The organism is Flavobacterium hibisci, from assembly GCF_020026925.1.
Classification (GTDB): Bacteria; Bacteroidota; Bacteroidia; order Flavobacteriales; family Flavobacteriaceae; genus Flavobacterium; species Flavobacterium hibisci.
In genome coordinates, this window is sequence record NZ_JAIQDW010000003.1 from 264,085 (window position 1) to 287,536 (window position 23,452).

Here is a 23,452-nt window from a genome sequence, read left to right on the forward strand (position 1 = left end):
GACTAAATCCAAAAAACAAAAGCCTGAAAGTTTTAAATTTTCAGGCTTTTATTTTTAATTATATACGTGAATCAAATTTCCATTTGCTTCCACCCGATATTGTTTCATTGGATATTCTTCTTTTGCATATCCAAGTCCGGTAAATAAACTATAAGAGCTTTTATCACACGAACATTTTGCATTAATTCCGTCAATTGTCATTGCAGTACAGGAATTGAACGCCTGGTTTGGGCAGGCAGCGTCAAAAGCAGTATAGGTTCCGGGACCAGTCATCATTACTATTATCCCTTTTGCCCCTTGACTTGCTTCATAAATAGGATTGCTTGGATAAATAAGCTTATTGTACGCAGGAAGGTTTGTATTTAAGCGCAAATCGACAGTATAATTAGGTATATTTGGATTTTTATTACTGTTGCTACTGTCGCTGCATGAAAAAAGAACAGAAATAAAAACGGCTATAAACAAGATTTTTTTCATTGTTTTTAAAAGGGATTAGTGAAACAAAAATAATTTATTTGCTTTTGAATTCTATATGATTAACATATAATTATGTACTATAAAAAATAATGCTATATTTGTAATAAGAAAATCCCGTCGCGATGGGATTTTTTGTATTTATATAAACGATGAAGTTATGAGTAAAGTATCTTATTACACCGCAGACGGGTTAAAAAAATTAAAAGATGAACTGGAGCATTTAAAAAGTGTAATGCGTCCAAAGGCATCTCAGGATATAGCAGAAGCAAGAGATAAAGGTGATTTGTCTGAAAACGCCGAATATGATGCTGCAAAAGAAGCGCAGGGTTTATTAGAAATGAGAATTGCCAAACTTGAAGAAGTTTACGCAAATGCAAGATTAATTGATGAATCTCAATTGGATGTTTCTAAAGTTTTGGTTCTTTCGAGTGTGAAAATTAAAAACCAAAGCAACGGAATGGAAATGAAATATACACTTGTTGCTGAAAGTGAAGCAGATTTAAAAACCGGAAAAATTTCGGTAACTTCTCCTATTGGAAAAGGATTGTTGGGAAAATCAGTTGGTGAAGTAGCAGAAATAACAGTGCCAAACGGTGTTTTGAAATTTGAAATTCTTGAAATTTCAAGAGACTAAGTCATTGTGAGGAACCAAGTAATTTCACTATCAAGAAAAAATAAACAATGGCATCGATATTTACCAAAATAGTAAACGGAGAAATTCCGGCATACAAAATTGCAGAAGACGATAATTTTTTAGCTTTTTTAGATGTAAATCCAAATGCTAAAGGACACACACTTTGTATTCCGAAGCAGGAAATAGATAAAATTTTTGATATTGAAGATGAACTGTATTTAGGTCTGATGAAATTTTCTAAGAAGATTGCAATTGCTTTAGAAAAAACCGTTCCCTGCAAAAGAGTCGGTATGGCAGTCGTTGGGTTAGAAGTTCCTCACGCTCACGTACATCTGATTCCGTTAAACGAAATGGATGAAATGCGCTTTATCAACAAAGTATCGCTTTCTAAAGATGAGTTCGAGGCTTTAGCCAAAAGTATTCAGGCGAATCTCTAATACAGCAGATAATAAAAATTAGAAAAGTGCAGTAAATTAGTTTTACTGCACTTTTTTATTTAGTGAAATTTGAAATGTGGTTCCTTTACCAATTTCAGAGTGCAAAACCTTGATTTTTCCGCTATGATACTCTTCCACAATTCTTTTGGTTAAAGAAAGTCCAAGTCCCCAACCGCGTTTTTTAGTCGTAAAACCAGGTTCAAAAATAGTTTTAAATTGGTTTTTTGAAATTCCGGTCCCGGAATCTTTTATGTTTATTTTTACATGATGATGGTCCTGTTCAATTTGGAGGTCTAAAGTGCCTTTTCCTTTCATGGCGTCGATAGCATTTTTAACCAGATTTTCGATAGTCCAGCTATGAAGCGTTGGATTGATCAGTGCAAAAATAGGCTTGTCCGGAATTTGATAAGAAAAGGTTACCTGTTTCGAAAAACGCAATTGTAAATACTCAAAAGTACTTAAGGTCTCTGCAACTACATCATGATTTTCCAGAACAGGAACTGAACCAATTTTAGAGAATCGGTCGGTGATTGTCTGTAGACGTTCTACATCTTTTTCAATTTCAGATGTAATAGTCTGATCGATTTCTTCCGTTTTTAATATTTCGACCCAGCCTATTAAAGAAGAAAGAGGGGTTCCAATTTGGTGGGCAGTTTCTTTAGCCATACCAGCCCAAAGTTTATTTTGTGTAGCTATTTTAGTGCTTTTGTAGAAATTATAAATTAAGGCTGCAAATAGAAAAATAATCAATAACAGAGCAATGGGATAATATTTAAGTTTGTTTAGTAATGCCGAATTTCCGTAATACAGCTGTTGGTGTTTCCCGGGCGCATATTCAAAAACAATAGGTTCATTTTCATTTTTTAATTTTTTCAAAAGTTCTTTAAATTTCGCTTTGTCGTTAAGAATTTCCTCAGGGACATTTTTAGAATTAATAACTTTATCGTACATCACTAAAATTACCGGAACAGAAGAATTGCTATTTGTTATTTCCAGAGGTAAATCAAGATCAGTATATTCGTCAGCATTAATGATTGTTTTTTGTGCATTGGCGAGAATATTCATTTTTAACCGTTCTTCATTTTTGAATATTTGAAAAAAAGTATAGGTATTCCAGAGTATCAGTGAAATGATTGAAAAGGAAATAAAAATAATAGTCCAACGGGTTGTATTTCTGCTTTCAGAAAAATGCATACAGTGATTTTTTTGAGTATAAATATAACGAAATAAACACATTTTATATTTTGTGAGTCTTTAAAGATTTTTGTTTTTAAGCACGAAACTATTTCCTTGACTTAAACCATTTCTATACTTTTGTATATACTGAAAACAGATCGGTTAAAAGAGAAAATATGATTAGCATTAACCCAAAAGAAATAGCAACAGTAAAATTACAAAGCTATCTGCAAAGCGCTGTAGGACCAAGACCAATTGCTTTGGCGAGTACAATTAGTGCCAAAGGCATTCCCAATTTGTCGCCTTTTAGTTTCTTTAATGTGTTTAGTGCGAATCCTCCAATTTTAGTTTTTTCACCTTCAAGGCGCGTGCGGGACAATACTATTAAGCACACTTTGATGAATGCCGAAGCAACACGTGAAGTTGTGATTAATGTGGTCAATTATGATTTGGTTCAGCAGACTTCTTTGGCAAGTACTGAATATGCCGACGGTGTGAACGAATTTATAAAAGCCGGTGTGACACAAATTCCTTCGGATATAGTAAAACCTTATCGTGTTAAAGAATCTCCCGTACAATTTGAATGTAAAGTGACTCAGATTATTCCTTTGGGAACAGAAGGCGGAGCGGGAAACCTGATTCTTTGTGAAGTGGTAAAAATTCATATTCACGAATCTGTTTTAGATGAAAACGGGGCAATCGATCAGTATAAAATTGATTTGGTTTCAAGATTAGGAAATAACTGGTATTCGAGATCAAACCAGGGACTTTTTGAAGTCGAAAAACCACTGACAACTTTGGGTGTGGGAGTAGATGCAATTCCGAATTTTATCAAAGAAAGCCCTGTTTTTAACGGAAATGATTTTGGGAAATTAGGGAACATAGAAGCCTTGCCCACAAAAGAAGAAGTTAGTATATTTGTGAAAGAAAATTTTTCGGTAAAAGGGGTTTTGAGCTCTGATGACCAGAAAAAAATACATTTAGAAGCCAAAAAATATCTCGATGAGGGTGATGTTTTATCAGCATGGAAAGTGCTTTTGGCAAAGAAATAAAGAAAAGATACAATAATTAATATAGACAGAAGATGGAAGTTACAGGAAAAGTAAAAGTGGTTAATCCGGAGCAGCAAGTTAGTGCCTCATTCAAAAAAAGAGAATTAGTTGTTACTACTGATGAGCAGTACCCACAGCATATTTTAATCGAATTTACACAAGATAAATGTGATTTATTAAGTAGCTACAAACAAGGTGAGGCTGTAAAAGTTTCTATCAATTTAAGAGGAAGAGAATGGGTTAATCCACAGGGAGAAACCAGATATTTCAATAGTATTCAGGGATGGAGAATCGAAAGATTAGCTCCTGAAGGCCCAGTGCAAACGCCAGCTATGCCAACTGCAGAAACTTTTGCTCCAGCAACTAATTTAAACGAAGACGAACCGGACGATTTGCCATTCTAAAAAGTTTAAAATCCAAAATTAAAAATTCCAAATTCCAAAATTCATAACGTATTGGGATTTGGAATTTTGTTTTTTGAAAGTAGTTTTGCAACGGAGAATTCCAAAATATACAAACAAGAAGATTGTGTTTAGTTGGAATTTGGAGTTTAATTTTTGGAATTTTTACAGATGTATTATTTACGACAGGATGATTTATTTTTTCCACCAGTTTCTGTAGCCGATGAAGATGGTATTCTGGCAATCGGTGGAGATTTAAGTTCAGAAAGATTGCATCTAGCTTACAAAAGTGGAATTTTTCCATGGTTCAATGAAGGTGAACCAATTCTGTGGTGGTCTCCTGATCCAAGAATGGTTTTGTTTTTAGATGAATTGATTGTTTCTAAAAGTATGCGGAATATTTTGAACCGAAATCGGTTTAAAGTTACTCTAAATCAAAGCTTTAAAGATGTGATTTCCAATTGCCAAAAGATAAAACGTGATGGTCAAAACGGCACGTGGATTTCAAACGAAATGATTGATGCCTATTGCAAATTAAACACTGAAGGAATTGCAAAATCGGTTGAGGTTTGGCAGGATGATGTTTTGGTTGGCGGCCTATACGGAATTGATTTAGGCCATGTTTTTTGTGGCGAAAGTATGTTTTCTAAAGTTTCAAATGCTTCCAAAGTTGCTTTTATAGCTTTGGTAAATTATTTAAAAAAGGAAAATTACAAACTAATAGATTGTCAGGTTTATAATCCACATTTAGAAAGTTTAGGCTGTCGCGAAATTGACCGTGACGATTTTATGTCTATTTTAAAAAGTGAATAAAATGAGCACTGCTTACATTGTAAAAGAAATTTATATTTATCCGATAAAAAGCCTTGCCGGAATTAGCTGCCAACAGGCTTTTGCTGAGGAAATGGGTTTTGAAAACGACCGTCGCTGGATGTTGCTGGATTCAGATAATCAGCATATTACACAACGTGAATATCCCATAATGAGTCAGTTTTATCCGCAAATTTCAGACGGAAAAATTACGATTACTTTTCAGGATCAAAAACATGAATTTTCGATCAGTGAGCACTTAAATGATCAGATTTACACAAAAGTATGGGAGGATAAAAGTTTTGTTTTTGAAGTAAATAAGGCGACTTCAAAATGGTTTAGCGATTGTTTAGGATTTGAATGTAAATTAGTTAAAATAATCAAAACCGGTGATCGCAAACACGAAAGTTCCAGGTCAAAAGAAACGTATAATGTTAGTCTCGCAGATGGATACCCATACTTACTAATTGGGACAAAAAGTCTTGATTTTTTGAATGAAAAGCTAAAGGAAAAAATTACTGTAAAAAGATTTCGCCCGAATATTGTTGTAAGCACTCAGTATGCTCATGAGGAGGATCATTTTGAGCATTTTAAAGTTGGTGAAGTTCATTTTAAAAATGTAAAACCGTGCGGAAGATGTATTATGGTTAACAATGATCCGCAGAATGGGATTGTGAAAAAAGAACCTCTGAAAACGTTAAGCAAATACAGGAATTTCGACAATTCTGTTTTATTCGGGACCAATATAGTGGGTTTAAATCCGGGAATAATTAAGGTGGGTGACGCCCTTGTTTTCTAAAAATTCAGTTTTGTAAAGCTCCAGTCAAGGGTATTAAAAAGTACCAGCTCATTCTTTAAAGAAGGCAATTCCAAAATTAATTTAAGCGTTTCATGTGCCATCATTGTACCGATAATTCCAGGTAGAGTGCCCAAAACTCCGTTTATATTACAATTCGGAACATACTTTGGATCGGGCATTTCAGGAAATAAATCACGGAGATTTTTGCTTCCGTTATGATTAAAAACAGCTACCTGACCTTCAAATTTTAAAATACTTCCATACACCAGGGGTTTGTTTAAATCAACACAAGTATCATTTACAAGATAGCGGGTCGTAAAATTATCAGAACCATCCACTACAATATCATATTGCTGAATTATCTCTGCTGCATTTTCAATCGTTAATTTTTCAGCAATAGCTTCAGCCTGAATTAAAGGATTCAGTTTCGAAACCATATTTAGGGCGACAATGGCTTTCCGCTGACCAATTTCGCTTTCAGTATATAATATTTGTCGGTGAAGATTATGGATTTCGATGGTGTCAAAATCCATTATTCCAATAAAACCTACTCCGGCAGTGGCAATATATTGTAAAACAGGGCAACCTAAACCTCCGGCTCCAATAACCAGAACTCTTGCTCTTTTAAGTTTTTCCTGGCCTTCGTCGCCAATTTCCGGTAAAATGGTTTGTCGGTTGTAACGTAAAAATTCTTTTATAATGCTCATTGCTGTAAAATGTGTATTGTAAAATGTGTATTGTAAAATGTTAGACTTGATGACTAAAACTCCTGTCCCAGTCTTTCAAAACGGGTTCGTAACCTGAGTTTTTTATGATTTGTTTAATTTCTTCTGCAGATCTTTCGTCGCTGATTTCAAATTGTTCCAGAGATTGCGGATCAACGACATAACCCCCGGGATTAGTTTTTGAACCTGCACTCATGCTGGTAACACCAATCGGAATAATATGATTTCTGAATTTTTCGTTTTCACGGGTTGAGATCGAAATTTCCAAGTCTTCGTTCCATAAGCGATAAGCGCATATTAACTGTGTAAGATCCTTATCGTCCATTATGAAATTGGGTTCGATAATGCCTTCAGCCGGACGCAATCTCGGAAAAGAAACCGAATATTTGGTCTGCCAGTATTTTTTTTGAAGATAATCCAGATGCAGGGCATTAAAAAAGCTGTCTGTACGCCATTCTTCCAAACCCAATAAAACGCCCAAACCTATTTTGTGAATTCCTGCAGTTCCAATTCGGTCCGGCGTTTCCAGCCGATAATCAAAATTTGATTTTTTGCCTTTAGTATGGTATTTTCTATATACTTCCTGATGGTACGTTTCCTGATAAACCAAAACCGAATATACGCCAGCTTCATGCAAACGTTGGTATTCTTCGGTAGAAAGTGGCTGAACTTCAACAGAAATAATTGAAAACTGATCTTTTATTAAATCAATTGCATTTAGAAAATAATTAATATTTACAGTAAAATTAGCCTCACCGGTAACCAATAAAACATGATCGAAACCGTTTTTTTTCAGTGCTTCAACTTCTAGTTTTATCTCTGAATCTAAAAGTGTTTTTCTTTTGATTTTGTTATCTAAACTAAAACCACAATACGTGCAGATATTTTGACATTCATTGCTTAAATAAAGCGGAGCGTAGAGCTGAATGGTTTTACCAAAACGCTTTTTTGTAATTTCATGGCATTTCTGCGCCATTTCCTCAAGATAAGACTGAGCAGCAGGTGAAATCAAAACCAGAAAGTCCTCCAGATTTCGTTTAGTTTTGTACAAAGAATATTCAACATCTTTTGATGTAGTTTGGTATATTTTTGATTGAATGGAATCCCAATCATACTGTTCAAAAATGGATTTGAATGTTTTCATTTAATTTTGATTTATCTCGCAGATTTTGCAGATCTCGCAGATTATATTTTATTTACTACTCGATGAATATTATCGAGAATATTTCCACAATTAAAATTGACTAACAACCCTAATTTTTTGTTTGTCAATTTTAAATATGTATTTGATTGTTTAAAATGGATAGATTTAATTTCGTCAATAGATTTTAATTCTATAATTACTTTGTCTTCTACTAATAAGTCTAATCGAAAATTAATATCTAAGTATACGTAGCCGTACTTAACAGGTACATCAACCTGTTTGATAACATTTAGGCCGTCTTTTTTTAATTGATAAAATAAAGCACATTCATAAATTGATTCCAATAAGTCAGGACCAAGTGTATTATAAACTTTAAAAATTGGTCCTCTTATTTGATATGAAATTTCATTTTCAGTCATAAAATTATTTTTGATGCAAATATCAAAAATAACGAAAAACCTTACTTTTGATTTAAATATTCCAGAAAATAATCAGCTCAATCTCCAAAATCTGCGAGAGTAAAAACTTATTCATAAAGAAAAGATGTCAAAGGACTGGAAGCCGAAGCATGATTGTTTTGAGTTCCAATTTTGCCTTCAAAAGCTTTTCTTCCTGCAATTACGGCTTCTTTAAAAGCTTCAGCCATTAATTTTGGATTTCCGGCTACAGCAATTGCAGTATTAACCAAAACGGCATCAGCCCCAATTTCCATCGCTTTTGCGGCATCAGAGGGGGCGCCAATTCCGGCATCTACAATTACGGGTACATTGCTTTGTTCGATGATAATTTCTAAAAAATCAATTGTTTTTAAGCCTTTATTACTTCCAATTGGTGAACCTAAAGGCATTACAGCAGCAGTTCCGGCATCTTCTAAATGTTTACACAAAACTGGATCGGCGTGAATATAAGGCAATACAATAAATCCTAATTTCGCCAGTTCTTCTGTTGCTCTTAAAGTTTCAATTGGATCCGGCATAAGATATTTTGGGTCCGGATGAATCTCAAGTTTAATCCAGTTCGTCTCTAAAGCTTCTCGTGCTAATTGCGAGGCAAAAACAGCTTCCTTGGCATTTCTGGCACCTGATGTATTAGGCAATAAATTGATGTTTGGATGTTGTAAATGTGATAAAATAGCATCCGTATCTGTTTCGAGATCAATGCGTTTTAAGGCGACTGTGACCAATTGGCTTTCTGAAGCTAAAATGGCTTCTTCCATTTGCAGGTTAGAACCAAATTTACCCGTTCCCAAAAATAATCGGGAATTAAAAGTTTTATCTCCTATATTAAATAATGACGTTGGCATATAATTTGTCGTTAAGTTGTTGAACCAATTTTTCTTTTTGACGGCTTTTTGTAATCATTCCGGAAACAGCAATGCCGTGAATTCCTGTTTCCATAAGGTGTTCCAGATTTTCCAAAGAGATTCCGCCAATAGCATAAACCGGTGTTGTAATGTTTTCTGATTTCATTTTATTTAGAATAGAAACGTAACCTTCTGCTCCTAAAATGGGACTTAGTTTTTCTTTTGTTTCGGTAAATTGAAAAGGTCCCAAACCAATATAATCGCAGCCGTTTTTTGTTTGAAGAAGAACATCTTCAAAAGTATTTGCTGTCGCACCGATGATTTTAGTATCTCCTAAAATAGCCCTCGCTGCCGGGATACTCATGTCAGTCAAGCCTAAATGCACACCATCAGCAGCAATTTTCTGAGCAAGCAAGGCATCATCATTTACAAGGAAAGTTGCCAGATATTCTTCGCATAATTTTTTTACAGCTTCAGCTAAAGCAAATCGTTTTTCAAAAGTTTGATTTTTAAACCGCATTTGTATCCATTTACAGCCGGCATCAAGTGCCTGATGAATGTTATACAATTGCTTTTCTGCAGTTTCACCTTGTGAGATATATTGTAATTTGTTAAGCATAATGATGTCCAATTAGTGTTGATGTAGAGTTTAAATACTTTTCGATGTATACTTTAGCTTTTAAACAAGCGGTTTTTAAGTCATAACCCAAGGCTAAATTTGAAGCAATTGCTGATGACAAAACACACCCTGAACCATGTTTTGGGAGGAAGTTAACTTTAGAAGGTGAGAGTTCTATCAAATTATTTTTCAGGAATAAATAATCAGTGCCCAAAGCAGTATGATTATGACCGCCTTTCAATAAAATAGCAGTTGGAAGTTCATTTTTGACCCAAAGTTTTTCAGAAATGAAATTGGGATAAAGCTGTAGTATTTCTTCATAATTGGGCGTTATCAAATCAATTTTTGATAATATTTGTTGTAAATCTGATTGTTTTTCGATGGCTAAAAACTCAAATTCTGTAGATGATTTCAATACAGTATCCCAAATAATAAGGGTGTTTGGACTTAATTTTTTAATTAAAGAAACCACTTTATTTAGGTAAAAAAAAGAAGGAACAATACCAATTTTAACCGATTTTATCGAATAGTTTTTGAATAACTTTTTGATGGAACGCAATACAAAATCAATCGGCGTCCATTCAATTTCGTAGAACTTACAATCGGTTTGAATTGTATTTGCGGTACTTATAGCTAATCCCTGAACCTGATGCTGCTCAAATGTTTTGGTATCGGCTAAAATTCCGGCACCTCCTGAAGGATCTAAACCTGCTATGCTGAGAGCGAAAGGACGATTTTTTGACATAGTTTAAAATTTTTAATTGCATTTGGACTATTCCAGATGGTACCTAAAAGGGCAACATCATCAAAAACATTTTGAAGTGTCTCTTGAATATTGCCTGAATGTACTCCGCCTAAAGCAACAGCCTTAGCATTAAAATTTTCCCGCAATTTCAGATCTTGAAATAAATCAGTTTTTGGAATGTAATTTTCTTTCGAAATGCTGGGAAATACCGGACTCAAAAAAGCATATTCAAAAATGTTTTCCAAAGCATTGAAATCCTGAATAGAATGCGTTGAAGTTGACAAGACGAGATCAGATAATCCAGTAAAATTCATCTTTTTTTTTCTTTCTGCTTCTGAAAAATGAATTCTGTTAATTCCAAAGTCAGCTGCTATTTCATGATGGTTATGCAAAACTAGATTTCTTCGATACTGATGTTTTATCTGATGAATAAATTTTGCTGTTTCTACTTCTGAAAAACTAGGCTTCCGAATATGAAGCAGAGACAATCCTTCTTCAAATAAAGAATCAATAATGCCAATTTCATTTGTGGCTGCCGAAGGATTTGTAATTACGATCATATTTAGTAAAATGTTTTTTGTGAGATGTAAAATGTGAAAATTATGACCTTTCACATTTTACAAGTATCATCTCACATTATATGTAAATCTCTTTTCCGTGTTCGATAAACTCTTCTGATTTCTCCTGCATGCCTTTTTCTGCTGCAGCTACATCACGAATTTCCTGAGATATTTTCATGGAGCAGAATTTCGGTCCGCACATCGAACAGAAATGAGCCACTTTTGCACCATCCGCCGGAAGCGTTTCATCATGAAATTCCCTTGCTGTATCCGGGTCTAATGCCAAATTGAACTGGTCTTCCCAGCGGAATTCAAAACGGGCTTTACTCAAAGCATTGTCACGATATTGCGCTCCGGGATGCCCTTTTGCTAAATCGGCAGCGTGGGCGGAAATTTTATAAGTGATTACGCCGTCTTTTACGTCTTTTTTATTTGGTAAACCAAGATGTTCTTTTGGCGTTACATAACATAACATAGCACAGCCGTACCATCCAATCATCGCAGCACCAATTGCTGAGGTGATATGGTCATAACCCGGGGCGATATCAGTTGTTAATGGGCCAAGAGTATAAAACGGAGCTTCATGGCAATGCTCTAACTGTTTGTCCATGTTTTCTTTGATCATGTGCATTGGAACGTGACCAGGACCTTCAATAAAAACCTGAACATCATGTTTCCAGGCAATTTTTGTCAATTCGCCAAGTGTTTCTAATTCAGCAAACTGTGCAGCGTCATTTGCATCTGCAATCGAACCCGGACGCAATCCGTCGCCAAGAGAAAAAGCCACATCGTATTGTTTCATGATTTCGCAGATTTCTTCAAAATGGGTGTAAAGGAAGTTTTCTTTATGATGAAATAAACACCATTTTGCCATAATCGAACCGCCCCGGGAAACGATTCCGGTAACACGATTTGCCGTTAAATGGATATAACGAAGTAAAACTCCGGCATGAATTGTAAAGTAGGAAACACCCTGTTCTGCCTGTTCAATCAAAGTGTCTCTGAAAATTTCCCAGGTTAAATCTTCTGCAATTCCTTTTACTTTTTCCAGTGCCTGATAAATCGGAACTGTACCAATTGGCACAGGGGAATTACGGATAATCCATTCTCTGGTTTCATGAATATTTTTTCCTGTCGAAAGATCCATAATGGTATCAGCTCCCCATCGGCAAGCCCAGACAGCTTTTTCTACTTCTTCTTCAATGCTCGAAGTCACAGCGCTGTTTCCGATATTGGCATTGATTTTCACCAAAAAGTTACGGCCAACGATCATCGGTTCGCTTTCAGGATGATTGATGTTATTTGGAATAATGGCTCTTCCGCAGGCTACTTCAGAGCGGACAAATTCGGGTGTTATTTTACTTTTTGGTGTATTGGCACCAAAACTATGTCCACCGTGCTGACACTGCATCGCGTTGGTTTGTTCGTTTAAAAGTTCGATGCGCTGGTTTTCACGAATGGCAATATATTCCATTTCAGGTGTGATGATTCCTTGTTTTGCGTAATACAACTGTGTTACGTTTGCGCCTTTTTTTGCGCGTTTTGGCTGATGTAAATATTCGAAACGAAGGTGATTTAGGCTTTCATCTTTCAAACGCGTTTGCCCGTAATCTGAGGTAATTTCTCTGAGGATTTCAACGTCATTTCGGTCTAAAATCCATTGTTCCCTTAAACGTGGCAAACCTTTTCGAATATTTATTTCAATATTTGGATCGGTATAAGCGCCTGATGTGTCATAAACGGTTACGGGAGGGTTTTTTTCGATTCCTCCATTTGAAAGTTTGGTATCGCTTAACTGAATTTCGCGCATGGCCACTTTAATGGGATGGATTTCGCCGTCTATATATACTTTTTTGGAATTTGGAAACGGGGTTCTGGATATTTGTTCTTCGTTTGTCATAGTCTGTAAGTTATATATTGTAAAAATGTAAGATGTGAATGTAGGGACGCACTGCTGTGCGTCTTTTCTAGTCCCAAATTAGAATTTGGAATCTCAAAATTTTGGATTTAAAATTTATCCTCCCTGAGTAGCTGAAATAATTAGGATTTCGTCGGTTTCGGATACAAAATGCTGGCTCCAGTTTACTTTTGGAACAACGGTATTGTTAATGGCAACAGCGATTCCGTTTTGTTTGTTTGGAATTTCGAGATCGAGCAATGACTGAACGCTAAGCGATTCAGCATTGAATTGTTTGATTTGTTGGTTGATTTTTAGTTCCATTCCCTTTTGATTTAGTTACTGTAGAAATGCACAGTAGTGCATCTAAACCTTAGGAATGGCTACAATTACGCATAGAAATGCGTGAAGAAGTCATCTTACTTTTCCCTACGCTAGTATGAACTAGATCAGGTTCAGAGGGTAAAATCTCAGCCTGCGCAATGCAGACACCCCTAAAGTGTGAAGCAAATATAGATAATTTTTGTTTAAAGTTTTAGGTTTCAAGTTAAAGTTTTTGGCAGTTTTTATGCGATCAGCATAGCAAACCTGAAACCTGAAGCCTGAAACAAAAGAACTTTTTATTTAGTTCTCGTCCAGCAATCTTCCGCATGATCATTGATCATTCCGGTGGCTTGCATGTGGGCATAAACTACGGTTGAGCCTACGAATTTAAAACCTCTTTTTTTTAAATCTTTGCTGATTTCATCAGAAAGCGGAGTGGTAGCCGGAACATCTTTTGAAGTTTTGGGATGGTTTATGATAGGTTTTCCATCGGTAAATTTCCAGATATAATCAGAGAAACTTCCAAATTCTTCCTGAATTTTCATAAAAGCCTGAGCGTTTGAAACAGCGGCTTTAATTTTTAGTTTATTGCGGATGATTCCGGTATTTTGCATCAATTCTTCGATTTTGCCCTCACAATAATGGGCTACTTTTTTATAATCAAAATGGTCAAAAGCATTTCTGAAATTCTCTCTTTTATTTAAAATCGTAATCCAGCTTAATCCGGCCTGAAAAGTTTCAAGAATTAAAAATTCGAACAGAGTAGGGTCATCATAAACCGGAACGCCCCATTCTTCGTCATGGTATTTTTTGTATAAATCGCTGGAAGTACACCAGCTGCAACGAATTAGTTTCAAAATTTTTATTTTAAAGGTATAAAAAAACCTCAAACGTAATGTTTGAGGTTTTAAAAATTATTTTTTTTAAAATTATTTTTTTACATATACATACACATAAGTATAAGATTGACCACCTTCTGTGTAAGTTTCTTTCAATTTAATTTTATTACTTGATACTTCAATTTCATAAGAGTCTCCTTGAGTATCTCCAGTAAATTTAACTGTTAATGTATTTCCGTTTTTTGTCCATGTCCCATTGTCAGTTTCAGCTTCACACTTTCCATCGTTAGAATAATAAGTTGTTTCTTTTACCTTACCATCGTTTGTGAATTCATATGTAGCTTTACCACAAGATCCATTCTCAGCGTCTACTAATACTTCCTTACCACCGACAATTGCTCCTTCTTGGCTAAGTTCCCACTTTCCTTCAACAGAAGCTGAACCCCCATCATTGTCGTCATCACTACTACAAGATGCTACTGATAAACCTAATGTCAATACTGACAAAAAAAGAATTGTAATTTTTTTCATTTTGTTTGATTTTATTTGTTAAATTAAGATGGCAAAATTAGATGTTTTTAAAAGAAAAGCAAGTCTTAACAGGTTTTTATTATGTTTTATTTTGTTAAATTTTATAAAATACTGATTGTTAGGTTTTTTATTTGCCAATTTGCCAGCTGTATCCTTTTACACCCGGAATATAAGCTGAACTTCCAACTATAACCAGATTGTTGTAGATTCTTTTTTCGTATTTTATTCCGATTGCAGTTCCGGAAGTATATAACTTATTGGCTTTGAAAATAATTTTCATAATGCCGTCTTCGAATTTTGCATCGGAAACTTTTTCCAGAAGCCATGTCGATTTCCATTTTACAGCTATTTCGTCATCAGCGGTTTTTGTAATGCTTTTAACTATTTTGACAGCTTCTTTTGGAATCTCGAAATTATCAATCAGTTCTTTTTGGGTAAAAGTTTCTCCGATTTCGCTATTCGACAATATTTTTTTTAAATTATCAAACGTCATTAGATTCTTGTTTGATTCCTTTCTGTTGATTTCGGAATTTTCTGTATCAGTGTAGAAGTTTGGTATTACGGATTTGTCTTCGGAATCTTTGCTTTGTGAAAGAATATTTTTTTTATGGGGATTGTAATTTTTAATGAAATAGTTTATATCCGGCTTTTCTAAAGAACCTGTTTTGGTCTTTTTTTCAGGAGCAGGATTTAATTTATTTACAGAAACAATCAATTCCTTTTTAAGCTGTTTATTTGCATCATTGCCACAGCTTAAAAAGAAGTAAGATAGTGAGATTAATATGATTATCCCTGCATTTTTCATGTTGTGAAGATAATCCTAATCGACTAAAGATGTGTGCTCATTTAAATATTTTTTGATCAAATAATGACCCAAATAAATTAAAGGTGTTAAAACTATTGCAATTGAAAGCTTAAAAGTATAGCCAACTAATGCAGAAGACAGAAAAGTATCAAAATCAATTTTCCCGGGCAGATAAAATGCGATTCCGAGAACAATAAACGAATCAAATAATTGTGAAATTATGGTTGAGCCTGTTGTTCTGAGCCATATTTTTTTGTCGCCGGTACGATTTTTAAAGAACCAAAAGACACTAACATCAATAAGCTGAGATACCATAAAAGCGATAATACTTCCAACGATAATCCACATACTTTGTCCAAAAACTGCCTGAAACTGTTCATCATTAACCGGACTAATCCCTTTTGCTGCCGGAATTGCTATTGCCATAAACAATATTAAAAACGAATATGCGATTAAGCAAGACGTAATAAATGATAGTTTTTTAACTCCTTTTTCTCCAAAATATTCATTAATTAGATCCGTTGTCAGAAAAACAATAGGCCAGGGTAAAATCCCGATGCTCATTACAAATGGCCCTATCTGAATTAATTTTCCTCCAATAAGCTCTGCTACAACGGCATTAGTTATAAATATCCCTGCCAGAATTACAAATACAATTTCTTTTTTTGTTTTAAACATATAAATTTGTAAATAATCTTTCAAATTTAAGCTATTTCTTTATAATTAAAAATGGTTTGTTAAAATTGGAATGTTTGTTTTTAAGTTTCTAAAAGTTAAATTTTTATGCATATAGTTTGTTTTAGTTATTTTTGAAACAATAATCGTTTTAATGATGAAAAACAAATTCTTTAATGTAATGAAAAAAATAATCACAATTTTTCTCATGAGTACAAGCTTTTTTGCGTCAAACGCACAAACTAATACTGAGAATCCATTGCTGAAGGAGTGGAAAGGTCCCTATGGAGGTGTTCCTGCTTTTGACGCATATCAAGTTTCAGATTTTAAACCTGCAATTCAGTTTGCAATTCAGGAAAAACTAAATGAAATTGATGCGATTGCAAATAATCCAAAAGCGCCAACTTTTGATAATACAATTGCAGCTTTGGAACGTTCTGGTAAAACTATAGATCGAATTTCTGCCGTTTACGGAATTTACAGGTCAAACTTAAGTAGTCCTGAATTTAATGTTATTGACAGAGAAATGTCGCCTAAATTTTCTGAATTTAGTGATAAAATCAATCAGAATAAAAAACTTTTTACAAGAATTGAAACCTTATATAATTCTAAGGAAAGTAAAAAATTAACCAGCGAACAGCAGCGTTTGATTTGGTTGTATTATACAAATTTTGTTCGTCAGGGAGCAAAATTAAATAAAACGGATAAAGAGAAAGTAGCCGCTGTAAATAAAGAATTAGCGTCTCTTTTTACTCTTTTTAGTCAAAATTTATTGGCCGAAGAGCAGAATCAATATGTAGAATTAAAAACAGAAAATGACTTTGATGGTTTGCCCGAGGAGGTAAAAAAAGCTGCTATTGCTGAGGCTAAAGAAAGAAAGCTGAATGTTATGGGGTGTATTGCTAATACACGTTCTTCCATTGAGCCGTTTTTGACTTTTTCGACACGCAGGGATTTAAGAGAAAAAGCATTCGAAATTTTTGTAAAACGCGGTGATAATGGAAACGCAAATGATAATAATGCGACTTTAGTTTCTATTTTAGAATTACGAACTAAAAAAGCGAAATTACTGGGTTATCCAACTTTTGCTCATTGGAGTTTGTCAAACAAAATGGCAAAAGATCCGCAAAAAACTTTAGACTTAATGCTTTCTGTTTGGGAACCTGCAGTTGAAAAAGTGCATGAAGATGTAGCAGAAATGCAAAAAATCGTAGATGCAGAAGGGGGTAAGTTTAAAATCCAGCCATGGGATTATCGTTATTATGCTGAAAAAGTTAGAAAAGCCAAGTATGATTTAGATCAAAACGAAGTTAAACCATACTTACAATTAGAAAAATTGAGAGAAGGAATGTTTTGGGTGGCCGGTGAATTATTTAATTTGAATTTTAAGCAAGTTGCCAATGTGCCGGTTTATCATCCGGATGTTCGTGTTTGGGAAGTAAGTAATAAATTAACGGGGAAAGCAGTTGGTTTATGGTATTTTGATCCCTATGCACGTGCTGGGAAACGTTCAGGAGCCTGGATGAATGCTTATCGTAACCAGCAGAGATTAGATGGAGAGGTTCTGACAATCGTGTCTAATAACTGTAACTTCGTAAAAGGTGCTCCAAATGAAGCTATTTTAATTTCATGGGACGATGCTTCGACTTTATTTCATGAGTTTGGACATGCGCTTCACGGGTTATGTTCAAATGTTACTTATCCAAGTTTGGCAGGGACTTCTGTAGCTCGAGATTATGTTGAATTTCCATCTCAATTGTTAGAACATTGGTTAGCAACTCCGGAAGTATTAAATAAATTTGCGCTCCATTATAAAACAGGTGCACCATTGCCTAAATCTTTTGTAGAAAGAATTGAAAGAGCAGCAAATTTTGGAGAAGGATTTTCAACAGTGGAAACTATTTCCAGTTCATTGGTTGATATGAAACTGCATTTGGCTACAGAAAAAATCGATCCGAAGAAATTTGAGAAGGAAACTTTAGATGCGCTTCATATGCCTTCAGAAATTGTAATGCGTCACCGTATTCCGCAATTTGGACATATCTTTTCAGGAGATGGTTATTCTGCAGGATATTACAGTTATTTATGGGCTGACGTTATTAATGCAGATGCCTGGGAAGCTTTTACAGAAGGAAAAGGCCCTTATGATAAAGCAGTGGCAAAACGTCTATATGATACTGTTTTCAGTGTTGGAAATACAATTGATCAGGAGAAAGCGTATGAAAATTTCAGGGGTAGAGCCCCAAAGTCTGACGCGTTAATGCGTGCCAGAAATTTTCCGGTTGCTGGAACTAAAAAATAAATGACCAGAAAACGTCTAATCGATGTGTTATATTTCATAAATGACAAAAGCCCGAATAATAACTAAATATTCGGGCTTTTTGTATTGAAAAAATAATATATTAACCTAAAGTAACTCTTTTGAAACCTGTAATTTCAACATTGAATCCTTTTACGTAATCACCAACTTTTTTACTGTCATCTTTGATGAAGTTTTGATCTAATAAAGCTTTCTCCTGATCTAAAGTAGTGTTGTCAGAAATAAAACGTTGTACTTTTCCTGGAAGAATTTTATCCCAGATTTGCTCTGGCTTTCCTTCAGCTTTTAATTCAGCTTTAGCATCTTCTTCAGCTTGTTTGATAACTTCAGGAGTTAATTGAGAGTAAGAGATGTATTTAGGAACATTTTTTAAAGTTTTTCCTAAACGTTTTGCTTCTTCATTGTCTTTTTCGATTACAGCAATACGAGCAGCAAGTTCTGATTCAACGAACGCAGGATCAAAATCTTTGTAAGATAATGTATCAGCTCCCATAGAAGCAACTTGCATAGAGATATCTTTCGTTAAAGTTTCTGCATTAGCAACTGGAGCAGAAATTGCAGTTAAAGCAGCAATTTTGTTAACGTGAACGTAAGATCCAACGTAAGCACCTTCTAAAATTTCAAAACCACCGATTTCGATTTTTTCACCGATAACACCAGTTTGCTCGATTAATTTCTCAGCAACAGTGATTCCGTTGAAATCAGAAGCTAATAATTCTTCTTTAGAAGAGAAATTGATAGCTCTTTCAACTAAATCTTTAGCTAAAGTTACGAAAGCTTCGTTTTTACCTACGAAGTCAGTTTCACAGTTTAAAGTGATGATAGCTCCTTTAGTGTGGTCAGCATTGATAAAAGAAACAGCAGCTCCTTCAGAAGACTCACGGTCAGAACGGTTAGCAGCAACTTTTTGTCCTTTTTCTCTAAGGATTTGTATCGCTTTATCGAAATCTCCTTCAGCTTCAACTAAAGCTTTTTTACAGTCCATCATTCCGGCACCTGTAGATTGTCTTAATTTATTTACGTCTGCAGCAGTAATTGTTGCCATAATATTTTGAATTTTAATGTTAAAAGTAAAAATTCCATATTCTAAATCCCAAAATCCAATTTTATTAAATTATCAACATAACGTTTTTAATTTTTTATTTGGAATCTGGAATTTAAAATTTGGAATTTAAAGTTTGATTTATTCTTCAGTTGCAGGAGCAGCTTCAGCCTCAACAGCAGGAGCAGCTTCTTCTTCAGCAGCAACTTCAGTTTCTTTTTCAGCACCTCTGTCAGAAAGACCTTCGATTACAGCAGTAGTTACTAAAGATAAAATTTTGTCAATTGATTTAGAAGCGTCATCATTTGCAGGAATCACGTAATCAACCTCTCTTGGGTCAGAATTCGTATCAACCATTGCGAAAACTGGAATGTTTAATTTTTGAGCTTCTTTTATTGCGATGTGTTCAGCTTTGATATCTACTACGAACAATGCTGCAGGTAGTCTAGACATATCAGCAATTGAACCTAAGTTTTTCTCTAATTTAGCACGTAGACGATCAACTTGTAAGCGCTCTTTTTTAGATAGAGTGTTGAAAGTACCATCTTTCTTCATTTTATCGATAGAAGACATTTTTTTAACTGCCTTTCTGATAGTTACGAAGTTAGTCAGCATTCCGCCTGGCCATCTTTCAGTGATGTAAGGCATGTTTGCAGCTTTTGCTTTTTCAGCAACGATGTCTTTTGCTTGTTTTTTGGTAGCTACGAATAAGATTTTTCTACCTGATGCAGCGATTTTTTTCAAAGCTTCGTTAGCTTCTTCAATTTTAGCTGCAGTTTTATATAGATTGATAATGTGAATACCATTACGCTCCATATAAATGTAAGGAGCCATGTTTGGATCCCATTTTCTAGTCATGTGTCCGAAGTGAACACCTGCTTCTAGTAATTCTTTTACTTCTATTTTGTTTGCCATTTTTGTACTAGTTTACGTTCTGTTGATTAGCAATGTATAAATGGCGGTTTCCCAGGCTTCATACATTTAGATGCTAAACTATATCCTACCTCGATAGGAGAGCAACAATAACTGTGTTTTTTAATTTCAATAAATAATTGATAATGTCTTGTTCCATCTGAACAAGACAGGTAATATTAACGTTTAGAGAACTGGAATCTCTTACGAGCTTTCTTCTGACCGAATTTCTTACGTTCAACCATTCTTGGGTCTCTTGTTAATAAACCTTCTGGTTTAAGGATTCCTCTGTTTTCAGCGTTAACTTCACACATTACGCGTGCTAATGCCATTCTTACAGCTTCTGCCTGACCAGTTGTACCACCTCCGTAAACGTTTACTTTTACATCAAAGTTACTAGCGTTTTCTGTCATAGAAAGCGGTTGTAATACTTTGTATTGTAAAGTTGCAGTTGGAAAGTAAGTTGCGAATTCTTTTTTGTTTACAGTGATGTTTCCAGTTCCTTCAGAAACATAAACACGTGCAACAGCGGTTTTTCTTCTACCGATTTTGTGAATAACTCCCATTACTTAAGATCATTTAGGTTAACAGTTCTAGGTTTTTGAGCTCCATGAGTGTGCTCAGATCCTACAACAACATTTAGATTTCTGAAAAGTTCTGCTCCTAATTTGTTTTTAGGTAACATACCTTTTACCGCTTTTTCTACTAATAATGCAGGGTTTTTTGCTTGCAATACTTTAGCAGTTAAAGTTCTTTGTCCTCCTGGGTAACCTGTATGACGCATGTAAATTTTGTCATTCATTTTTGTACCTGTAAGGTTAATTTTTTCTGAGTTGATAACAATTACGTTATCTCCACAGTCAACGTGCGGTGTGTAACTTGGCTTGTACTTACCTCTTAAGATCATCGCAACCTTTGAAGCAAGACGTCCTAAGTTATGACCTTCAGCGTCAACAACAATCCACTCTTTAGTTACAGTGGCTTTGCTTGCTGAAACTGTTTTGTAGCTTAATGCGTCCATAATATTATTTTAATTAAACATTCCATCCCCAATAAAGGGGATGCAAAAGTACAATTAATTATTTTAAAACCAAATACCTTAAAAGAATATTTTAAATACTGAAAATCAGGCTGTCAGTTAAGGAATTAAATCCCTGAAAATTTAGTTTACATTATTATAAAGGGAAAACTAAAGATATTTTACAGGATTTTATAAAATTATAGTCTGATATGGTTTTGTTTTGAAATGAATCTCCCAGTTTAAATACTGGCATGTGTTTTTTTGTTTTATTTTAGGTAATTCTGTTATATTTGTATCAATTACATAAAAAATTCAATTGGATGAAAGCTAAAGCAACTCTAAAACAAATTGCGAAAGAACTTGGTGTGTCTGTTTCTACTGTATCTAAGGCATTAAATGATAGTCCTGAAATTAGTGAGCAAACCAAGGTGAAGATAAAGGAGTATGCAAAACTCAAAAATTATAAGCCAAATGTTATAGGTCTGAATTTAAAGAATAGAAAAACCAAAACAATTGGTGTAATTATACCTAATATATTAAATTCTTTTTTTGCGAAAGTTTTTAGTGGAATTGAGAAAGTAGCCGATAAAAAAGGATACAATGTAATTACTTGTATCTCGAATGAGTCTTTAGAAAAAGAAATTCATACACTCGAAATGCTGAGTAACGGAACTATAGATGGTTTTATTCTTTCGGTTTCGCAGGAGGCTCAAAAATTAGAAGATTATGCTCATTTTACCGAAATTATAAATGATGGAACTCCAATTGTAATGTTTGACAGAATTGCTTATGGAGTAGAATGTGATAAAGTTGTTGTTGATGATTTTGATTCGGCTTTAAATTCAACCCAACATTTAATAAATTTAGGATGTAAAAATATCGCCCTAATTTCTTCGGTAGATAACTTGAGTGTAGGAAAACTTAGGGCTGATGGATATTTGAAAGCATTAAAGGATAATAATATTCCGGTAAACGAAAAAATAATCCTTCGTACCAATTCAGAAGAAGATATGAAAAGTAAAATTGAAGCGATTTTCGATCATGAAATTGATGGGATTTTTGCTTTAGATGAAAATGATTCAGTTGCAGCTTTAAGGGTAAGTCTGAAAAAAGGATTTAAGGTACCTGAAGATATTTCGATTATAGGGTTTGCTGATGGAATTTTAGCATCAAGACGTTTGTCCCCAAGCTTAACGACTGTAAGTCAGCACGGAATTGAAATAGGGGAGGTTGCTGCTAAACGATTAATTTCAAGGCTGGAGGAAGAAGAAGGAGAAACTTCTGACTATGAAACGATTGTTATTAAGACAAAACTAAAAGAAAGAGAGTCAACCAGAAAGTCTAAATAGAAAAGAGAGAAATCCATTTTAGTTTTAAATTGGATTTTTTATTTTATTATTTTATCTGTTTCTTAAGTTTTATAATAGATTTTAGTATGGTTTGCCAGTTGTTAGTTAATACTGCTATTGAAAAATGGTAAAACCGGTTCTGTTGTAAGTGTGTATTCTGACAATATTGGCTTAATGCTGTTTGAGAAATTAGTAATTTCTTTCTCTATAAATTAATGTCATTGCAATTGAGTTGAATAATTTTTGTGTTAAATTGAAGGTAAGTAATATTATTAGAGCAATCTAATTATTTGATTTATAAAAAAAACACTATATTTGCACCGTTATTTATTAAAATCTAAATAATGAGGGGACTAATTGTCCCCTCTTTTTATAAAATTATGACATTTAAAGAAAAAGTAAACGCATTAATTAATGAAGCGCTTCTGGAAAAGCCATCGATCTTTTTGATTGATCTGGCTGTTTCGGATTCTTTTAAAATTAGTGTTGGTTTAGACGGAGATAATGGCGTTGCGTTGCAGGATTGTATTGATATCAGCCGTGCAATAGAGAATAATCTGGATCGTGAAGAACAGGATTTTTCACTTGAAGTAGCGTCTGTTGGAGTTGGTTCACCGCTGAAATTTACAAGACAATACAAGAAAAATATTGGTAGAACATTGATTGTTACTACAAATAGTGAAAAAATTGAAGCAGAATTGGTAGAAGCTAATGATGTTTTTATAATTTTGTCTTGGGAAGCAAGAGAACCGAAGAAAATAGGAAAAGGAAAGGAAACAGTTCAAAAAACGCAACAAATACCTTATACAGAAATTAAAGAGGCAATTGTTACAGTAACATTTTAATTTAAAGAAT

At 34.4% G+C, this 23,452-nt stretch carries 28 protein-coding genes and 1 riboswitch; of the genes, 9 read left to right on the top strand and 19 right to left on the bottom strand.

The annotated features are described in order from the left end of the window. Positions 1–54 precede the first annotated feature (54 nt). Positions 55–477: a Rieske (2Fe-2S) protein gene (locus tag K8B81_RS05125; protein WP_223679509.1), complete on the bottom strand. Its 423-nt coding sequence runs from the start codon at positions 475–477 to the stop codon at positions 55–57. Between the two features lie 157 nt (positions 478–634). Between K8B81_RS05125 and greA the strand changes: the two genes are divergently transcribed. Both greA and K8B81_RS05135 read left to right on the top strand, forming a co-directional pair. Continuing rightward, a complete protein-coding gene (greA, locus tag K8B81_RS05130) occupies positions 635–1,111 on the top strand; it encodes a transcription elongation factor GreA (RefSeq protein ID WP_025572576.1) in 477 nt (158 codons plus the stop codon). Between the two features lie 47 nt (positions 1,112–1,158). Beyond that, positions 1,159–1,548: an HIT family protein gene (locus K8B81_RS05135; RefSeq protein ID WP_223679511.1), complete on the top strand. Its 390-nt coding sequence runs from the start codon at positions 1,159–1,161 to the stop codon at positions 1,546–1,548. 42 nt (positions 1,549–1,590) lie between these two features. On the opposite strand, the gene K8B81_RS05140 is transcribed toward K8B81_RS05135, so the two are convergent. Continuing rightward, on the bottom strand, positions 1,591–2,742 hold the full coding sequence (locus K8B81_RS05140; protein ID WP_223679513.1) for a sensor histidine kinase: 1,152 nt from the start codon (positions 2,740–2,742) through the stop codon (positions 1,591–1,593). A gap of 158 nt (positions 2,743–2,900) precedes the next feature. On the opposite strand from K8B81_RS05140, the gene K8B81_RS05145 reads away from it, so the two are divergent. The 4 genes from K8B81_RS05145 (at position 2,901) to K8B81_RS05160 (ending at position 5,786) form a co-directional block, all read left to right on the top strand. Continuing rightward, entirely contained in the window at positions 2,901–3,776 is an 876-nt protein-coding gene (locus K8B81_RS05145) for a flavin reductase family protein (protein WP_223679515.1), read from the top strand. 32 nt (positions 3,777–3,808) lie between these two features. Continuing rightward, the gene (locus K8B81_RS05150; RefSeq protein ID WP_025572569.1) at positions 3,809–4,180 is read left to right on the top strand and encodes a DUF3127 domain-containing protein; all 372 of its coding nucleotides are present in this window, start codon (positions 3,809–3,811) and stop codon (positions 4,178–4,180) included. Between the two features lie 168 nt (positions 4,181–4,348). Beyond that, a complete protein-coding gene (gene aat / locus K8B81_RS05155) occupies positions 4,349–4,990 on the top strand; it encodes a leucyl/phenylalanyl-tRNA--protein transferase (RefSeq protein WP_223679525.1) in 642 nt (213 codons plus the stop codon). Between the two features lies 1 nt (position 4,991). Continuing rightward, the gene (locus K8B81_RS05160; RefSeq protein ID WP_223679528.1) at positions 4,992–5,786 is read left to right on the top strand and encodes an MOSC domain-containing protein; all 795 of its coding nucleotides are present in this window, start codon (positions 4,992–4,994) and stop codon (positions 5,784–5,786) included. Here the strand turns inward: K8B81_RS05160 and K8B81_RS05165 are convergent. The 13 genes from K8B81_RS05165 to K8B81_RS05225 form a co-directional block, all read right to left on the bottom strand. Continuing rightward, positions 5,783–6,493: a HesA/MoeB/ThiF family protein gene (locus K8B81_RS05165; RefSeq protein ID WP_223679530.1), complete on the bottom strand. Its 711-nt coding sequence runs from the start codon at positions 6,491–6,493 to the stop codon at positions 5,783–5,785. The genes K8B81_RS05160 and K8B81_RS05165 overlap by 4 nt on opposite strands. A gap of 40 nt (positions 6,494–6,533) precedes the next feature. Further along, a complete protein-coding gene (gene thiH, locus K8B81_RS05170; protein ID WP_223679532.1) occupies positions 6,534–7,655 on the bottom strand; it encodes a 2-iminoacetate synthase ThiH in 1,122 nt (373 codons plus the stop codon). 41 nt (positions 7,656–7,696) lie between these two features. Further along, complete coding sequence (locus tag K8B81_RS05175; RefSeq protein ID WP_223679534.1) at positions 7,697–8,074, bottom strand: GxxExxY protein; 378 nt, start codon at positions 8,072–8,074, stop codon at positions 7,697–7,699. Between the two features lie 107 nt (positions 8,075–8,181). Next, positions 8,182–8,958, bottom strand: a complete 777-nt coding sequence (locus K8B81_RS05180; protein ID WP_223679536.1) for a thiazole synthase — start codon at positions 8,956–8,958, stop codon at positions 8,182–8,184. Further along, on the bottom strand, positions 8,939–9,577 hold the full coding sequence (locus K8B81_RS05185) for a thiamine phosphate synthase (protein WP_223679544.1): 639 nt from the start codon (positions 9,575–9,577) through the stop codon (positions 8,939–8,941). Before K8B81_RS05185 ends, K8B81_RS05180 begins: the two co-directional genes overlap by 20 nt. Next, on the bottom strand, positions 9,570–10,322 hold the full coding sequence (locus K8B81_RS05190; protein ID WP_223679546.1) for a hydroxymethylpyrimidine/phosphomethylpyrimidine kinase: 753 nt from the start codon (positions 10,320–10,322) through the stop codon (positions 9,570–9,572). Before K8B81_RS05190 ends, K8B81_RS05185 begins: the two co-directional genes overlap by 8 nt. Continuing rightward, the gene (locus K8B81_RS05195; protein ID WP_223679548.1) at positions 10,289–10,882 is read right to left on the bottom strand and encodes a thiamine phosphate synthase; all 594 of its coding nucleotides are present in this window, start codon (positions 10,880–10,882) and stop codon (positions 10,289–10,291) included. The genes K8B81_RS05190 and K8B81_RS05195 overlap by 34 nt, the downstream gene beginning before the upstream one ends. A 76-nt stretch (positions 10,883–10,958) precedes the next feature. Next, a complete protein-coding gene (gene thiC / locus K8B81_RS05200) occupies positions 10,959–12,782 on the bottom strand; it encodes a phosphomethylpyrimidine synthase ThiC (RefSeq protein ID WP_223679550.1) in 1,824 nt (607 codons plus the stop codon). Between the two features lie 114 nt (positions 12,783–12,896). Further along, positions 12,897–13,103 carry a sulfur carrier protein ThiS gene (thiS, locus tag K8B81_RS05205; RefSeq protein ID WP_223679551.1) on the bottom strand — a complete coding sequence of 69 codons (207 nt, stop codon included), beginning with the start codon at positions 13,101–13,103 and terminating at the stop codon, positions 12,897–12,899. Between the two features lie 85 nt (positions 13,104–13,188). Beyond that, positions 13,189–13,285: riboswitch (TPP riboswitch) on the bottom strand. A 114-nt stretch (positions 13,286–13,399) separates the two neighbouring features. Further along, positions 13,400–13,960 carry a DNA-3-methyladenine glycosylase I gene (locus tag K8B81_RS05210; RefSeq protein WP_223679560.1) on the bottom strand — a complete coding sequence of 187 codons (561 nt, stop codon included), beginning with the start codon at positions 13,958–13,960 and terminating at the stop codon, positions 13,400–13,402. Between the two features lie 72 nt (positions 13,961–14,032). Further along, positions 14,033–14,473 carry a lipocalin-like domain-containing protein gene (locus K8B81_RS05215; protein WP_223679563.1) on the bottom strand — a complete coding sequence of 147 codons (441 nt, stop codon included), beginning with the start codon at positions 14,471–14,473 and terminating at the stop codon, positions 14,033–14,035. A 127-nt stretch (positions 14,474–14,600) separates the two neighbouring features. Continuing rightward, the gene (locus K8B81_RS05220) at positions 14,601–15,278 is read right to left on the bottom strand and encodes a hypothetical protein (protein ID WP_223679565.1); all 678 of its coding nucleotides are present in this window, start codon (positions 15,276–15,278) and stop codon (positions 14,601–14,603) included. 15 nt (positions 15,279–15,293) lie between these two features. Beyond that, a complete protein-coding gene (locus tag K8B81_RS05225; protein ID WP_223679567.1) occupies positions 15,294–15,956 on the bottom strand; it encodes a queuosine precursor transporter in 663 nt (220 codons plus the stop codon). 178 nt (positions 15,957–16,134) lie between these two features. Here K8B81_RS05225 and K8B81_RS05230 point away from each other — a divergent pair, with 178 nt between their 5' ends. Further along, positions 16,135–18,255 carry a M3 family metallopeptidase gene (locus K8B81_RS05230; protein ID WP_223679570.1) on the top strand — a complete coding sequence of 707 codons (2,121 nt, stop codon included), beginning with the start codon at positions 16,135–16,137 and terminating at the stop codon, positions 18,253–18,255. 100 nt (positions 18,256–18,355) lie between these two features. Here K8B81_RS05230 and tsf read toward each other — a convergent pair whose 3' ends face one another. The 4 genes from tsf to rplM form a co-directional block, all read right to left on the bottom strand. Then, complete coding sequence (tsf, locus tag K8B81_RS05235; RefSeq protein ID WP_025572271.1) at positions 18,356–19,318, bottom strand: translation elongation factor Ts; 963 nt, start codon at positions 19,316–19,318, stop codon at positions 18,356–18,358. Between the two features lie 138 nt (positions 19,319–19,456). Then, a complete protein-coding gene (rpsB, locus tag K8B81_RS05240; protein ID WP_025572269.1) occupies positions 19,457–20,230 on the bottom strand; it encodes a 30S ribosomal protein S2 in 774 nt (257 codons plus the stop codon). A gap of 176 nt (positions 20,231–20,406) precedes the next feature. Beyond that, positions 20,407–20,793 carry a 30S ribosomal protein S9 gene (gene rpsI, locus K8B81_RS05245; RefSeq protein ID WP_025572268.1) on the bottom strand — a complete coding sequence of 129 codons (387 nt, stop codon included), beginning with the start codon at positions 20,791–20,793 and terminating at the stop codon, positions 20,407–20,409. Then, a complete protein-coding gene (gene rplM, locus K8B81_RS05250) occupies positions 20,793–21,248 on the bottom strand; it encodes a 50S ribosomal protein L13 (RefSeq protein WP_025572266.1) in 456 nt (151 codons plus the stop codon). The genes rpsI and rplM overlap by 1 nt, the downstream gene beginning before the upstream one ends. 320 nt (positions 21,249–21,568) lie before the next feature. Here rplM and K8B81_RS05255 point away from each other — a divergent pair, with 320 nt between their 5' ends. Both K8B81_RS05255 and rimP read left to right on the top strand, forming a co-directional pair. Beyond that, the gene (locus tag K8B81_RS05255) at positions 21,569–22,597 is read left to right on the top strand and encodes a LacI family DNA-binding transcriptional regulator (RefSeq protein WP_223679572.1); all 1,029 of its coding nucleotides are present in this window, start codon (positions 21,569–21,571) and stop codon (positions 22,595–22,597) included. 380 nt (positions 22,598–22,977) lie between these two features. Then, on the top strand, positions 22,978–23,442 hold the full coding sequence (gene rimP, locus K8B81_RS05260; RefSeq protein ID WP_223679574.1) for a ribosome assembly cofactor RimP: 465 nt from the start codon (positions 22,978–22,980) through the stop codon (positions 23,440–23,442). The last annotated feature ends 10 nt before the right edge of the window (positions 23,443–23,452 follow it).